The organism is Actinoallomurus vinaceus (genome assembly GCF_039542055.1).
In the GTDB taxonomy this organism is placed as follows: domain Bacteria; phylum Actinomycetota; class Actinomycetes; order Streptosporangiales; family Streptosporangiaceae; genus Actinoallomurus; species Actinoallomurus vinaceus.
The window spans coordinates 97,817-111,064 of sequence record NZ_BAABHK010000010.1; the positions used below are offsets into that span (position 1 = coordinate 97,817).

At 74.2% G+C, this 13,248-nt stretch carries 13 protein-coding genes; all 13 read right to left on the reverse strand.

What is annotated here, in order from left to right:
* Positions 1–5: 5 nt before the first annotated feature.
* Positions 6–1,346, reverse strand: coding sequence for an aminotransferase class I/II-fold pyridoxal phosphate-dependent enzyme (locus ABEA24_RS31445; RefSeq protein ID WP_345435006.1), 1,341 nt, complete (start codon positions 1,344–1,346; stop codon positions 6–8).
* Complete coding sequence (locus tag ABEA24_RS31450) at positions 1,336–2,241, reverse strand: sirohydrochlorin chelatase (RefSeq protein ID WP_345435008.1); 906 nt, start codon at positions 2,239–2,241, stop codon at positions 1,336–1,338. The genes ABEA24_RS31445 and ABEA24_RS31450 overlap by 11 nt, the downstream gene beginning before the upstream one ends.
* The gene (locus ABEA24_RS31455; protein ID WP_345435010.1) at positions 2,238–2,852 is read right to left on the reverse strand and encodes a precorrin-8X methylmutase; all 615 of its coding nucleotides are present in this window, start codon (positions 2,850–2,852) and stop codon (positions 2,238–2,240) included. Before ABEA24_RS31455 ends, ABEA24_RS31450 begins: the two co-directional genes overlap by 4 nt.
* Positions 2,849–3,919: a HoxN/HupN/NixA family nickel/cobalt transporter gene (locus tag ABEA24_RS31460; RefSeq protein WP_345435012.1), complete on the reverse strand. Its 1,071-nt coding sequence runs from the start codon at positions 3,917–3,919 to the stop codon at positions 2,849–2,851. Before ABEA24_RS31460 ends, ABEA24_RS31455 begins: the two co-directional genes overlap by 4 nt.
* Before the next feature lie 43 nt (positions 3,920–3,962).
* Complete coding sequence (locus tag ABEA24_RS31465) at positions 3,963–4,163, reverse strand: 4Fe-4S binding protein (protein WP_345435014.1); 201 nt, start codon at positions 4,161–4,163, stop codon at positions 3,963–3,965.
* Positions 4,154–5,911 carry a precorrin-3B C(17)-methyltransferase gene (gene cobJ / locus ABEA24_RS31470; protein ID WP_345435016.1) on the reverse strand — a complete coding sequence of 586 codons (1,758 nt, stop codon included), beginning with the start codon at positions 5,909–5,911 and terminating at the stop codon, positions 4,154–4,156. The genes ABEA24_RS31465 and cobJ overlap by 10 nt, the downstream gene beginning before the upstream one ends.
* A gap of 226 nt (positions 5,912–6,137) precedes the next feature.
* Positions 6,138–7,559, reverse strand: coding sequence for a precorrin-6y C5,15-methyltransferase (decarboxylating) subunit CbiE (cbiE, locus tag ABEA24_RS31475; RefSeq protein WP_345435018.1), 1,422 nt, complete (start codon positions 7,557–7,559; stop codon positions 6,138–6,140).
* A complete protein-coding gene (locus ABEA24_RS31480) occupies positions 7,556–8,689 on the reverse strand; it encodes a cobalt-precorrin-5B (C(1))-methyltransferase (protein WP_345435020.1) in 1,134 nt (377 codons plus the stop codon). The genes cbiE and ABEA24_RS31480 overlap by 4 nt, the downstream gene beginning before the upstream one ends.
* A gap of 31 nt (positions 8,690–8,720) precedes the next feature.
* Positions 8,721–9,515 carry a precorrin-4 C(11)-methyltransferase gene (gene cobM / locus ABEA24_RS31485; RefSeq protein WP_345435022.1) on the reverse strand — a complete coding sequence of 265 codons (795 nt, stop codon included), beginning with the start codon at positions 9,513–9,515 and terminating at the stop codon, positions 8,721–8,723.
* Positions 9,512–10,258 carry a precorrin-2 C(20)-methyltransferase gene (cobI, locus tag ABEA24_RS31490; protein WP_345435024.1) on the reverse strand — a complete coding sequence of 249 codons (747 nt, stop codon included), beginning with the start codon at positions 10,256–10,258 and terminating at the stop codon, positions 9,512–9,514. The genes cobM and cobI overlap by 4 nt, the downstream gene beginning before the upstream one ends.
* A gap of 330 nt (positions 10,259–10,588) precedes the next feature.
* Positions 10,589–11,125: a GNAT family N-acetyltransferase gene (locus tag ABEA24_RS31495; RefSeq protein ID WP_345435027.1), complete on the reverse strand. Its 537-nt coding sequence runs from the start codon at positions 11,123–11,125 to the stop codon at positions 10,589–10,591.
* Positions 11,122–12,561: a cobyrinic acid a,c-diamide synthase CobB gene (locus ABEA24_RS31500; RefSeq protein ID WP_345435029.1), complete on the reverse strand. Its 1,440-nt coding sequence runs from the start codon at positions 12,559–12,561 to the stop codon at positions 11,122–11,124. Before ABEA24_RS31500 ends, ABEA24_RS31495 begins: the two co-directional genes overlap by 4 nt.
* A 28-nt stretch (positions 12,562–12,589) precedes the next feature.
* On the reverse strand, positions 12,590–13,192 hold the full coding sequence (gene cobO, locus ABEA24_RS31505; protein ID WP_345435031.1) for a cob(I)yrinic acid a,c-diamide adenosyltransferase: 603 nt from the start codon (positions 13,190–13,192) through the stop codon (positions 12,590–12,592).
* Positions 13,193–13,248 lie beyond the last annotated feature (56 nt).

Consider the following 13,248-nt stretch of genomic DNA (forward strand, 5'->3'; position numbering starts at 1 on the left):
CGTGATCATTTAACATGCGACGGTGGTTGAGCGTTACCAAGTACCGCCTTGAGCGCGGCCGTGAACGCGTCGTCGGTGGCCGCGTCGCGGACGGCGACGCGCAGCCAGTCGGGTCCCAGGCCGGGGAAGGTGTCGCCGCGCCGTACCGCGTAACCGTGTTCGCGCAGCGCCGCGCGTACGGCCAGGCCGCCCGGCGCGCCGGGGACGCGCACGCACAGGAACGAGGCCCGCGCCTCGGGCACGACGTGCAGGCCGAGCGCGCGGATCGCGGCCGCCAGCCGGTCGCGTTCGACCTCCAGGTCGCGGGCCCACGCGTCGGCCTCGGCGAGGGCCCGCGGGCTCGTGCAGGCCTCGGCCGCCACCAGGGCGGGGGTGGACACCGACCAGAGCGGCTGTGCCTCGGCCAGGCGGGCGATCAGGGGCGGCTCGGCGAGGACGTAGCCGACGCGGAGCCCCGCCAGCCCCCACGTCTTGGTGAGGCTGCGGATGACGACGAGGCCCGGGACGCGCGCCCCGGCTCCGGACGCGAGGCTCTCCGTCTCGCCGGGAACGCAGTCCATGAACGCCTCGTCCACCACGAGCGTCCGGCCCGGCCGGGCGAGCGCGGCGATCGCCGACGCCGGGTGCAGCACCGACGTCGGGTTGGTCGGATTGCCGATCATGACGAGATCGGCGTCCTCCGGCACCGCGCCGACCGCGACGCCGCCGCCCCCAGGCACGGCACCGCATCTGAAGCCGCCGCCCTCAGACACCGCACCGCCCCGCGAGCCGCCGCCCTCAGACACCGCACCGCCCTGGACGCCGCCCCTCGGCATCGCGCCGAGCCGAAAGCTGCCGCCCTCAGGCACTGCTCCACCCCGGACGCCGTCCTCCGGGCCGCGCCGGGGGTCACCGTCCTCGGGCACCGGGCCGCCCCCGGCGCCGCCGCCCTCAGGCACCGCGCCGACCCCGACGCCGTCGTCGGGCGTCGCGCCGAGGCGGAAGTCGCCGCCCAGGATCACTCGGTCGGGTTCGTGGCCTGCCGCGCGCAGCGCGGCCTCCGGCTCGGTGAACTGCGGGTGCACGACCACCGCGCGCCGGGGGGCGAGGACCCGGGCGAGGAGGACGAACGCCTCCGCGGCGCCGGCGGTCAGCAGGACCTCATCGGGGGTACGGCCGTGGCGGCGGGCCACCGCCGCCCGCGCGCGGGCGGCGTCCGGGTAGGCCGCGAGCCGGGCGACGCTGTCCCGCAGCAGCACGGCGAGCCAGGCCGGCGGGGTGCCCGGCCGTACGTTGACCGCGAGGTCCACCAGCCCCGGGCCGACCTCCTGGTCGCCGTGGTGGCGCAGGTCCACGTCAGTTGGCATGGGCGTGCGACGGGTCGTCCGGGTGGGCGTGCGCGTGCGGGCCGTGATGGTGGTGGCCGTGCGCGGGGTCGTCCGGGTGGTGGTGCGGGAGCTGTGGGGCGCCGACGCGGTCCTCGAAGCCGGGCATGGCGATGCGGTAGACGCAGGTGTCGCAGTTCATGCGGATGTCGCCGGCCAGGGCCTCCTCGTAGCGTTCGAGGACGACGTCGGCGAGGCCGTCGCAGTCGCCGATCACGTCGGCGCACCGTACCTCCAGGCCCTCGTACGCGCGGGCCTGCGCGGCCACGCGGTCCGGGAGGACGCCGGGGAACAGGAAGTACGGCAGGACGACGACCCGGCGCGCGCCGAGCCGACGGCAGCGTTCGAGCCCCTCGGGGACGTCCGGCCGGGCCAGCGACACGAACGCCGGCTCGACCATGCCCAGTCCCCGGCCCTCCCACAGCAGCCGGGCGACCTTGTGGATCTCGGCGTTGGCGTCCGGGTCGGTCGAGCCGCGTCCGACGAGCAGCACGGCGGTGTCGGATCGTTCGGCCGGGTCGAGGACGGCGGACAGCCTCTCGTCCAGGAGGTCCAGCAGCCCCGGGTGCGGGCCGAGCGGACGGCCGTAGGCGTACGACAGGCCGGGCCGGCGCGCCCGCTCGCGGGCCAGCGCGCCGGGGATGTCGCCCTTGCCGTGCCCGGCGGCCACGAGGACCATCGGCACGGCGGCGAGGTGCCGGTGCCCGGCCTCGTACAGCGCGGCGACGGCGTCGGTGAGCGGCGGTGGCGACAGCTCGATGAAGCCCCCGGACACGTCGGCCGGCAGCCGGCCCCGCACCCGCTCGACGAACCGGCCGAACTCCTCGGCCCCGCTCTCGTCCCGGGTTCCGTGCCCGACCAGCAGCAGCGGCGTCATGCGTTCCCTTCTCCCTCGACGGTGCCCTCGAAGTAGAGGAGGGCGTTGAGCGCGGCGGCGGCGACCGCGGAGCCGCCCTTCTCGGAGACGTTGCTGACGGCGGGAAGTCCGCTCTTCCGCAGCGCCTCCTTGGACTCGGCGGCCCCGACGAACCCGACCGGCAGCCCGATCACCAGGGCCGGGTCGACGTCGCGCGCGATGATCTCCTCCAGTGCGGTCGGTGCGCAGCCGACCACCCAGATCGCGCCCTTTCCGACCTCGGCGTACGACAGGCGGATCGCCGCAGCGGAGCGCGTGATGCCCGCCGCCCGGGCCATCCGTGCGGCGGCCGGGTCGGCGACGGAGCAGATCGTCTCGCGGGCGGTGATGCCGGCGGCGACCATGGCGACGTCGGTGACGATCGGCGCGCCGGCGCGCAGCGCCCGCAGCCCGCGTTCGAGGTGGGCCTCGTCGGTGACGAGGTCGACGGCGTACTCGACGTCGGCGCTGGCGTGGATGACCCGCTCCGCGACGGCCCGCCACAGGGGCGGCATCGGGCTCAGGTCGACCCGCGACCGCAGGATCTCGTACGACCGCTCCTCGATCGGATGGACGGTCCTGGTTTTGATCATGTGCTGCTCCCGTACCGCTGCTCGAATCGGCCTGCCCTCCACAGGACGGCCGCGACGAGCCAGGAGATGACGAAGACGGCGACGATTCCGTATCCGAGGTACTCGAAGTGGTCGGCGAGGGAGGCGTAGGAGTCCAGGAACGCCGCGCCGGCGTACTTCGCGAGCAGGTCGGCGAGGTACACGCTGCCGATGAAACCGGCGATCAGCACCGTCATCGCGGTGGTCGCCATGTTGTAGTAGAGCTTGCGCGCCGGGCTGCGGAACGCCCAGGAGTACGCGCGGGTCATCAGCAGGCTGTCGCAGGTGTCCAGCGCGCTCATCCCGGAGGCGAACAGCAGGGGCAGGGTCAGCGTCGCCAGCAGCGGCAGCGCGCCCTGGCTGGCGCTCTGCGCCGCCAGCCCGAGGAGGGTGACCTCCGAGGCGGTCTCCAGGCCCAGGCCGAACAGCAGGCCGACCGGGTACATGTGCCACGACGACTTGATCAGCGTGCGGGCCCGCCCGCCGAGCATGCGGTTCATCAGGCCGCGGTTGAGGAGCTGGAGCTCGAGTTCGCGCTCGTCCATCTCGCCGCGGGTCATCCGCCGCCACAGCCCGGCGATGCCGCGCAGCACGACCGCGTTGAGCATCGCGACCAGCAGCAGGAAGCCCATCGCCACGACGACCGAGACCGCGCCGCCGACCTGCCGGAAGGAGTCGATCTGCGCGGTCGTGGCCGCGCCCGCCGCCAGCGCGATCACGGTGGACAGCACGAGCACGACGGTCGAGTGGCCCATGGCGAAGAAGAAGCCGACGCCGACGGACCGGCGGCCGCGCTGCAGCATGAGCCGGGTGGTGTCGTCGATGGCGGCGATGTGGTCGGCGTCGAAGGCGTGCCGCATGCCGAGGACGTACGCGGTCACGCCCGCGGCGGTGAACGAACCGGCCGCCGCGAGGTTGTGGGAGTAGTAGAAGTACAGCGACCAGCCGACGACGTGCAGAGTCGCGATGATGCCGAGGATCCCGGACAGGCGCATGCGTTCGGCGCGCGTCCAGGTCCCGGCCGTCAGGTCCACGGGGGGTGTCGTCACAGGGTCTCCTTCGCCGACCCGGTGACCCGGCCGACGTGCCGGGTCACGGAAGTTCCTCGATGGCGTCGACGGGGCAGATCTCGGCGCATTCGCCGCATCCGGTGCAGCGGTCGGACAGGACGCGCAGCGGGTCGCCGCCGTGCGCGGCCCATCCGGCGTCCGGGCGGATGGCGTGTTCGGGGCAGGTGAGCAGGCAGGCACCGCAGCCCTGGCAGCGTCGGGTGACGCGTACGGTCAGGCCCATCGGTACCCGCGGGGGGTGACGAAGCGTCCGGCGACGGCGCGGCTGCGGCTGGATCCGACGATGACGACCGTGAACATGTCGATCCGCGCCGGATCCAGCTCGGCGAGGGTGGTCAGCGTCACCGTCTGGTCGGGGCGGGTGGCGTTGCGGACGTACCCGACCGGCGTCTCCGGCGGGCGGTGGGCGGCGAGGATCTCCAGGGCCTTCGGCAGCTGCCAGTCGCGGGCCCGGCTGCGCGGGTTGTAGAAGCAGACGGTGAAGTCGCCCTCGGCGGCTGCGGTGACCCTCCGTTCGATGACCTCCCAGGGGGTGTGCAGGTCGGACAGGGAGATGTACGCGTGGTCGTGGCCGAGCGGCGCGCCGAGCAGGTTCGACGCCGCCACCGCGGCCGTGATGCCGGGCACGCCCTCGACGTCGATGTCGAGGTCGGCGAACTCCAGGGCCGGGCTGGCCATGGCGTACACGCCGGCGTCGCCGGAGCCGACCAGCGCGACCGCGCGACCGGCCGACGCCTCGGCGACGGCGGTGCGGGCGCGCTCCTCCTCCTGGCCGAGGCCGGACGCGATGACGCGGGTGCCGGGGCGGAGCAGGTCGCGAACCTGGTCGAGGTACTGGTCGAGGCCGACGACGACGGACGCTCGCTGGAGCGCGGCGATCGCGCGGGGCGTGAGCAGGTCGCGCGCGCCCGGGCCCAGGCCGATGACCGCGAGCCGCCCGCGCGGCATGAGCTTGGCGACCGCCGCCGTGGCGTTCGCCGACTTGCGCTTCTCCACCATGAGCGTGGCGTCCCGGCCGTGGGCCCGCGCCGCGTGCAGGGCGGCGGCCTCGGCGACGCTGGGCGTGCCGACCTCCGCGCGGACCACCTCGGAGGGGTTCGGGACCTCGACGGCCGCGAGGGTCTCCGCCGGGTAGGTGACGACCTCCCAGCCGCGCGCGGCGGCGGCCTGGAGGATGCCGTCCTCGTCGGCCTTCAGGTCGACGGTCGCGAGGCACCGTACGGACTCGGGGGCCAGCATGCCGGCGGCCAGCGCCTCATCGACCAGCGCGCCGACCTCCTCGGCGGAGACGCCGCGCGCCGAGCCCACGCCCACGACGAGGGACTTCGGCCGGTAGACGAGGGCTCCGTCGAACCAGCGGCAGTCGTGACCCATGCAGTCGTACGCGGCGTTGTCGGTGATGAGGATCTGGTGCCCGGCGTCGCCCGCGTCCGGTGAGACGTTGGGCGGCAGCGGGGGCAGCGGCCAGCGGTCCGCGCCGTCGATCCACACGGGTTCGCCGGACAGCACGGCCGCGCCGACGTGGGCGAGCAGTTCGGGGTTGTAGACGGTGAAGCCGAGGTCGGCGCCGAAGGAGTCGAGCGGGGTGACGTTGCTCTGGTCGCTGGCGGTCGTCACCACCGGCTGGCAGCCGAGCACGCCGGTGAGCCGGTGCGCGAGGAGGTTGGCCCCATGGTGGCCGCCGAGGAGGGCGACGGCGAACGCCATCGACTCGTCCACGCAGACGACGGCGGGGTCGGTGGTCTTGTGGCCGAGCAACGGCGCCAGGACGCGTACGGTCGCGCCGACCGCCAGGAAGCTCACGATGGCGTCACAGGTCCGCCAGGCCTCACGCAGCGCGTCGGCGGCCTTCTCAGCCGTCAGAACGCGGACCTCGTCCGGCCAGGCCGCCCGCAGCGTCTCCGCCGCAGTCCGGCCGCTCGCCGTCGCCGCGACGACCCCGATCCGCCGGGCGTCCGTCTTCTCCGTCACCATCCGCTCCGCCCCGTCCGCTCAGCCGCCGCAAGGTCGCTCGCCGCCGCAGCAGCGACGCCGCTCCGTCGGCTGTCCGTCCGCCTCGCCACCGCACCGTGCGCAGCCGCAACGGCATTCGTCGCCGCAGCGACGCCAATCCGCCGCGCGTCCATCCGCACCGCCACGGTCCGGCCACTCGCCGTCGCCGCGACGGCGCCGGTCCGCCCGGTGCCCGCCTTCTCTGTCATCGCAGCCTCCCCGTCAGCACGAACACCGGGTTCTGGGCGTCCAGTCGGAACGAGCCGCCGGGCAGGTCGGCGAAGCGCGACGCTGCCAGTTGCACGCCCTCGACCGCGTAGCCGGCGTCGGCGAGCAGCCGACGGGCGGTCGCCGCGCGGTCGACCGCCGCGAACGTCGCCACCGCCGTCTCCGGACGGCGCGCGAGGGCGCCGCTGAGCGCGTCGAGGCCGCCGCCGCCGACGAAGACCGCGTCCGGGTCGGGCAGCCCCTCGTACGCCTCGGGCGCGGCGCCCTCGACGAGCCGTACGCCGGTCGAGCGGGCGTTGCGGCGGATGAGGTCGCAGGCGGCCGGGTCGCGCTCGATCGCAATCACGGCCGCGTGGTGCTCGGCGCACTCGACGCCGACCGAGCCGCTGCCCGCGCCGACGTCCCAGATCAGCGTCCCGAGCGTCGGCCGCAGCCGCGATAGGACGACGGCCCGTACCTCCCACTTGGTGATCATCCCGGCGCGGTGCTCGTACGCGTCGTCCGCATGCGCCCAGCCGTCCGGCGGCGCGGCGGGCTGGTCGTGCACGCGCCGGCCCGTACGGTGCGTGTGCCCGTCCCGCGGGCCACCACCCGTACGACCAAGAGCCTCGGGCCCGTCCGGCACGTCACCGCCGATGCGACCGGCGGCGTCCCCAGCGCCGACGGCGTCCCCAGCGCCGACGGCGTCTCCACCGCCGACGGCATCCGTACGGCCGACGGCGTCCGTGCGAGCGGCGGCGTCCGTGCGAGCGGCGGCGTCCGTGCGAGCGGCGGTGTCGGGGGGAACCGCACGCCCGTCTGGGAGCCGGTGCTCGTCGAGGGCGATGACGACGTTCGGGTCGGCCCAGTCGCGGGCGGCGGCCTCGGCCGGGGTGCAGCGGACGAGGCGTTCGCCGGGGCCGCCGAGGCGCTCGGCCACCCACAGGACGCGGTCCCATCCGGCGAGCTCGGCGCCGATCTCGCCGGGGCCGCAGGCGGGCGAGGTGAGGACGGCGACCTTGGGCATGGCCCGGCACGTGTTGACGGCCGTACGCGGGTCGCGGCCGTGCGCGCTGACCACGACGGCGTCGTCCCACGGCAGGCCGATCCGCGCGAACGCGGCGGCCACCGAGGAGACGGCGGGCAGGACCTCCGGGGCGTGCCCGTGCTCGCGCAGCGACCGCAGGATGCCGAAGAACCCCGGGTCGCCGCTGGCGAGCACCACGACGTCGTCGCCGGCCGCCGCGTCGATCTCGGCGAGCGCCGCCGGGACGTCGCCCAGCACGATCCGGCGGGCGCGCTCCGGCGGGCGTACCGCCTCCAGGTGGCGCCGTCCGCCGACGACCAGCGAGGCCTTCTGGAGCCGGTCCATCGCCGTCTGGGGCAGCGGCGAGCCGTCGTAGCCCACGACCGTGATCATCGGGCGAGCCGCCCGTACATCGCGATCATCCGCTTGCCGGTGAAGTCGACGAGGACGACCTGCGCCGCGACGCCGTTCGCGCCGGGCACCTTGGCGGCCTCGTCCTCGGCGAAGCGCTCCAGGACCCCGGCGACGCGGCGGCACAGCTCGCGGCCCGCGCGGCCGAGCAGCCCGGCGGACTCCCACAGCTCGTACGCGTGCCGGGCGGTGTTGGCCTCGGCGACCTGCGCGGCGAGGTCGTCCGGCCCGCCGATGTCGGTGGTGATCTCGCCGAGCAGCGCGGTGTCGACCTTCGAGCGCGTGTAGTGCGTCATGAGCACGCCGGACGCGAGCTTGGTGAGCTTGCCGGCCATCCCGACGAACACCACCTGGGTGATGCCGTGCTCCACGGCCCGGCGCAGTGCCGCGCCGGTGAAGTCGCCGACCTCGACGAAGCACACGTCGGGCAGCTTCGGCAGCATCGCCATCGCGCCCTGCTCGGTACGGCCGCCGGTGCACAGGACGAGCGTCTTCTCCCCTTGGGCGGCCATCACCGAGACCGCCTGCTCGACGCTCGCCCGCCACGACGCCGTCGAGAACGGGCGGACGATCCCGGTCGTTCCCAGGATCGAGATGCCGCCCAGGATGCCGAGCCGCTTGTTCGTGGTCTTGCGCGCCATCTTCTCCCCTTCGGGCACCGAGATGACGACGCGTACGCCCCGGGTGTTCAGGTCCACCGACTCCCCCACCGCCTGTTGGATCATCCGTCGTGGCACCGGGTTGATCGCGGGGCCGCCGAGCTCCAGGCCGAGCCCGGGCTTGGTGACGACTCCCACGCCGACGCCGCCGTCCAGCTCGATGCCCGGCTCGTCCCGCCAGGAGACCGTGGCGGTCAGATGGGCACCGTGCGTGACGTCAGGGTCGTCTCCCGCGTCCTTGATCACCACTGCTTCGGCCCGCCCGTCGCCGATCCGGCAGAAGTCCACCGCGAACGTCACCCTCCGGCCCGACGGCAGCGCCACCTCGACGACCTCCGGGGCGACGCCCGTGACCAGCGCCTCCGCCGCGGCCTTGGCCGCCGCCGAGGCGCAGGTACCGGTCGTCCAGCCGGTGCGCAGCGCCTTGCCGCGGACCTTCATGGTCCGCGGCATGTCGGGTTCGTAGGGCCTGTCCATCGCCCGCTCAGCCGCCCCGCAGCGCCTTGCGCGCCGTACGGTCCGCGCGGCGGTGGCCGTGGAAGTGACCCGGGTGGTACAGGTGCGAGCGCGTGCCGCCGGCCTCGAGCGCGGCGCCGACCAGCACGAGCGTGTGCTTCCAGAGCTTGTGCTGCTTGACCGTGTCGGCCAGCGCGTCCAGGCGGCAGCGCACGATCAGCTCGTCGGGCCAGGTGCACTGGTAGGCGATCACGCACGGCGTGTCCGGCGGGTAGCCGCCCTCGAGGAGCTCCTCCTGCAGCTGCTTCGAGCGCGCCGCCGACAGGAACAGCGCCATCGTCGTGCCGTGCCGGGCGAACTCCCGGACCTCCTCCCCCGGCGGCATCGGCGTCTTGCCGCCGCCGAGCCGGGTCAGGATCACCGACTGGGCGACCTCGGGGATGGTCAGCTCCCGCTCGACCGCCGCCGCGACGGCCGAGAAGCTGGAGACGCCCGGCACCACCTCGGTGTCCAGGCCGAGCTCCCGGCAGCGGTCGAGCTGCTCCTGCAGCGCGCCCCACAGCGCGGGGTCGCCGGAGTGGATCCGCGCGACGGTCAGCCCCTCGGCGGCGGCGCGCTCGTAGTACGGCAGCACGCCCTCCATGGGCAGTCGCGCCGAGTCGACGATCTCCGCGTCCGGGCGGGCGTGCTGGAGGACGTCCTCATGGACCAGGCTCGCCGCCCAGATCACCACGTCCGCCTCGGCGATCGCCTTCGCCGCCCGGAACGTCAGCAGGTCCGCCGCGCCCGGCCCCGCCCCGACGAACACCACGCGTCCGCTCATGTGCTCCCTCTCAGCTTTCCGCCGGTGGTCGTCCGGCGGCCGGGCACGATCAGTGTCGACAGGTACGGCACCGGGCCGTGGAGGCCCTTCGCCGCGCGGACGTCCTCGTCCGGCAGGCCCAGCCGGGCGCCGTACACCGCGTCGTCGAGCCGCCCCGCGTCCCGTACGACGGCGAGGGTCTCCTCGGCGACCCGGCCGAACTTGTACGCCACGACGGTGTCGCACGTCTCCAGCGCGGCGCGCAGGCCGGCGGTGCCGCCCGTCAGCGGCAGCAGGCACAGCGACTCGTCGCCCTCGGTCAGGACGGTCCCCGACCGCGCGGCGAGGTCCTGCATGGCGGTGACGCCCGGAACGGTCTCGACCTCGACGTCCGGCTCCCGCTCGCGTACGGTCCGGGCCAGGTAGGTGAAGGTCGAGTAGACGTTCGGGTCGCCGATCGTCGCGAACGCCACCGTCCGCGCCCCGTCGGCGAACGCCTCGACGACCCGGCGCGCGGCGGCGTCCCAGGCGGTCACCCGGCGCTCGCTGAGCCCATTCGGGTCGTTCAGCGCGAACACGACGCGCTCGGCCCTGTCGGTGTAGGCGCGCACGACCGATTCGGCGCGTCCGGGCTCGTCCAGCGCCATGACGGGGACGAGCACGACGTCCGCCTCGCGCAGGACCCGCACGCCCCGGACGGTCACGAGCTCCGGGTCGCCCGGCCCGACACCGACGCCGACCAGCCTCGGCTTCTCATGATTCATCGAATTGCCTCCGAGGAGACCCGTCCTTCAGGACGGGGAGGAATCGGACCCCTGCGGAGCAGGACGACGCCCGAAAATCCACCTCCACGGATTCCCGCAACTCTCCGCATACGCTCACTGACGGATGGTAGTGTGACTTCTTGTCCGGTGGGCGAGAACCAAGCCTGCCGGGCCTACCGCCGGGCTGGCGGGATGTCAGGTCTGTGGAGCCTGTGTAAGACCGATGGGCGGCACTCCGTCCCTTGCCGGTGATCCGGGTCGGCAACGGACTGTGAAGCAGAAAGCTCAACCCGCGAGGGTTGAATCCTCCTGCTTCAGCTGGGGGAGAAGTCAAGTCAGTTCGCCTTCCAGGAGACTGAACAGCACGGCGTCGACCCGCCCCGCCGGGGTGAGCACGGCCTCGCGCAGCACGCCCTCCCGGGTGAAGCCGGCCTTCCGCGCGACGCCCTGGGAGGCGTGGTTGCCGATGGCGGCCAGCAGTTCGACCCGGTGCAGCCCCTTCTCGAACGCGTACGCGGCGGCGCCGCGCGTCGCCTCGACGGCGTACCCCTTGCGCCGGGCCCACGGCGCGATCCAGTAGCCGACCTCGACGCGTCCGTCAGTCCATTCCGCGCGGTCGAGCCCGAGGGCGCCGACGAGCCGGTCGCCGCCCACGATGGCGAAGTTGACGCCGCGGGCCGGATCGATGTGGGCGTACGTGACGCACCAGGCGAGCGCGGTCTCGGCGGTCTGGGCGGGTGCCCAGGCCATCCAGCGCAGCAGCTCGGGGTCGCGGCTCGCGGCCAGGACGTCGTCGGCGTCGTCCTCCTCGAACGGGCGCAGCAGCAGCCGCCGGGTCTCCAGCAGCACACCCTCGTCGAACGTCATCGGCACGCTCCCGCGAAACGGCTCGCCATCTCCGGACTACCAGCCCAATGGAGATGAAGGTAGGAGGCAAGGCGGTCCGGGCCGGCGAATCCCTCGGGGCCGGACCCCGGCCACCGCCAGGCCGGCTCGGCGCCCGGCCCGGGGTCCACCGCCGTGCGGTGGAACTCATGCCCACGGAAGCGTTCGCCCGTGCGCGTCACCGGGGACTCGGCCACCGCGACCGCCTCGCGGTAGCCGAGGGTGAGCCGGGACGTCATGCGCGCCTCCGCGTCGACGACCCCGCACATCGGCGCGCCGTCGAGCGTACGGGCGAGGTAGAGCAGGCCGGCGCACTCGGCGTAGATCGGCCCGTCGAACGCGGCGACCTGGCGGCGCAGCGGTTCGTTGGCCGCGAGTTCGGGGGCGTACATCTCGGGGAAGCCGCCGCCGATCACGACGCCGCGCGTGCCCTCCGGCAGCGCCTCGTCCCGCAGCGGGTCGAACCGGACGACCTCCGCCCCGGCGGCGGTCAGGAGCTCATCGTTCTCCGCGTACCCGAACGTGAACGCCGGCCCGCCCGCGACCGCGACCACCGGACGCACGCCGGTCGCGAGGTCGGCCCCGCGCGCCGGGTCGTACGACGGTTCGCCGGCCCGGAGGTCGGCCGCGTGCTCCGGGTCGTGCGACGGCCCCCCGGGCCGACGGGCCCCGTCGTACGACGCGTGCTCGGCCGGGTCCCAGGGATCGGCCGCGATCGGCGGCGCGGTGTGGGCGAGGGCGAGCAGGCCTTGCAGGTCGCAGGACTCCCCGACGAGGGCGCCGAGCCGCTCGACGGTCCGTACCGCGTCGGCGCTGCGCTCGGCCGCCGGGATGAGGCCCAGGTGACGCGACGGGGTGCCGGCGTCCGCGTGCCGCCGCAGCACGCCGAGCACGGGCAGCCCGGTCTCCTCGATCGCCGCCCGGCAGATCCGCTCGTGCCGGTCGGACCCGACCCGGTTGAGGATGACGCCGCCGATCCGCACCGTGGAGTCGTACGTCACGAAGCCATGGACGAGCGCGGCGATCGAGCGGCCCGCCGACGAGGCGTCCACGACGAGGACGACCGGCGCGTCCAGGAGCCTGGCCACGTGCGCCGTCGAGGCGAACCCGCCCCCGCCGGCGGCCTCCGCGCCGTCGAACAGCCCCATCACGCCCTCGATCACGGCGACGTCCGCGCCGCGCGCCCCGTGCAGGAACAGCGGCGCGACGAGGTCCTCCGACGTCAGCCACGGGTCGAGGTTGCGGCCGGGCCGCCTGGCCGCGAGCGCGTGGTACCCGGGGTCGATGTAGTCCGGTCCGACCTTGTGCGGCGAGACGTCGAGCCCGCGCGCGGTCAGCGCCGCCATCAACCCCGTAGCGACCGTCGTCTTGCCGCTCCCGGAGGCGGGAGCGGCGATGACGATCCGCGGGATCCTCACCGGACCGCCCGCGCGATCGGGAACGCGGTCACCATTCGATGCCCTTCTGGCCCTTCTGGCCGGCGTCCATGGGGTGCTTGACCTTGCCCATCTCGGTGACAAGGTCGGCGAACTCCACCAGACGCGGGTCGGCGTCGCGGCCGGTGATGACGACGTGCTGGTACCCCGGGCGGTCCCGCAGCGTCGCGATCACGTCCTCGACGTCCACCCAGCCCCACTTCATCGGGTAGGTGAACTCGTCCAGCACGTAGAGCGTGTGGGTCTCGGCGGCGAGGTCGCGCTTGATCTGCTCCCAGCCCTCGCGCGCGTCCGCCGCGTGGTCCTCCTCGGTGCCGGCCCGCTGGATCCACGACCAGCCCTCGCCCATCTTGTGCCAGGTGACCGGGCCGCCCTCGCCGGACTCGCCGAGGACCCGCAGGGCCCGCTCCTCGCCGATGCGCCACTTGGCGGACTTGACGAACTGGAACACCCCGATCGGCCAGCCCTGGTTCCAGCCCCGCAGGGCCAGCCCGAACGCGGCGGTGGACTTGCCCTTGCCCGGCCCGGTGTGGACGACGACGAGAGGCCGGTTGCGACGCTGGCGGGTCGTGAGCCCGTCGTCGGGCACCTGCGACGGCTTTCCCTGCGGCATGTCAGTCCTCCCGTACGACGACGGTCACGAACTCATCGTCGAGATTGATCACCTTG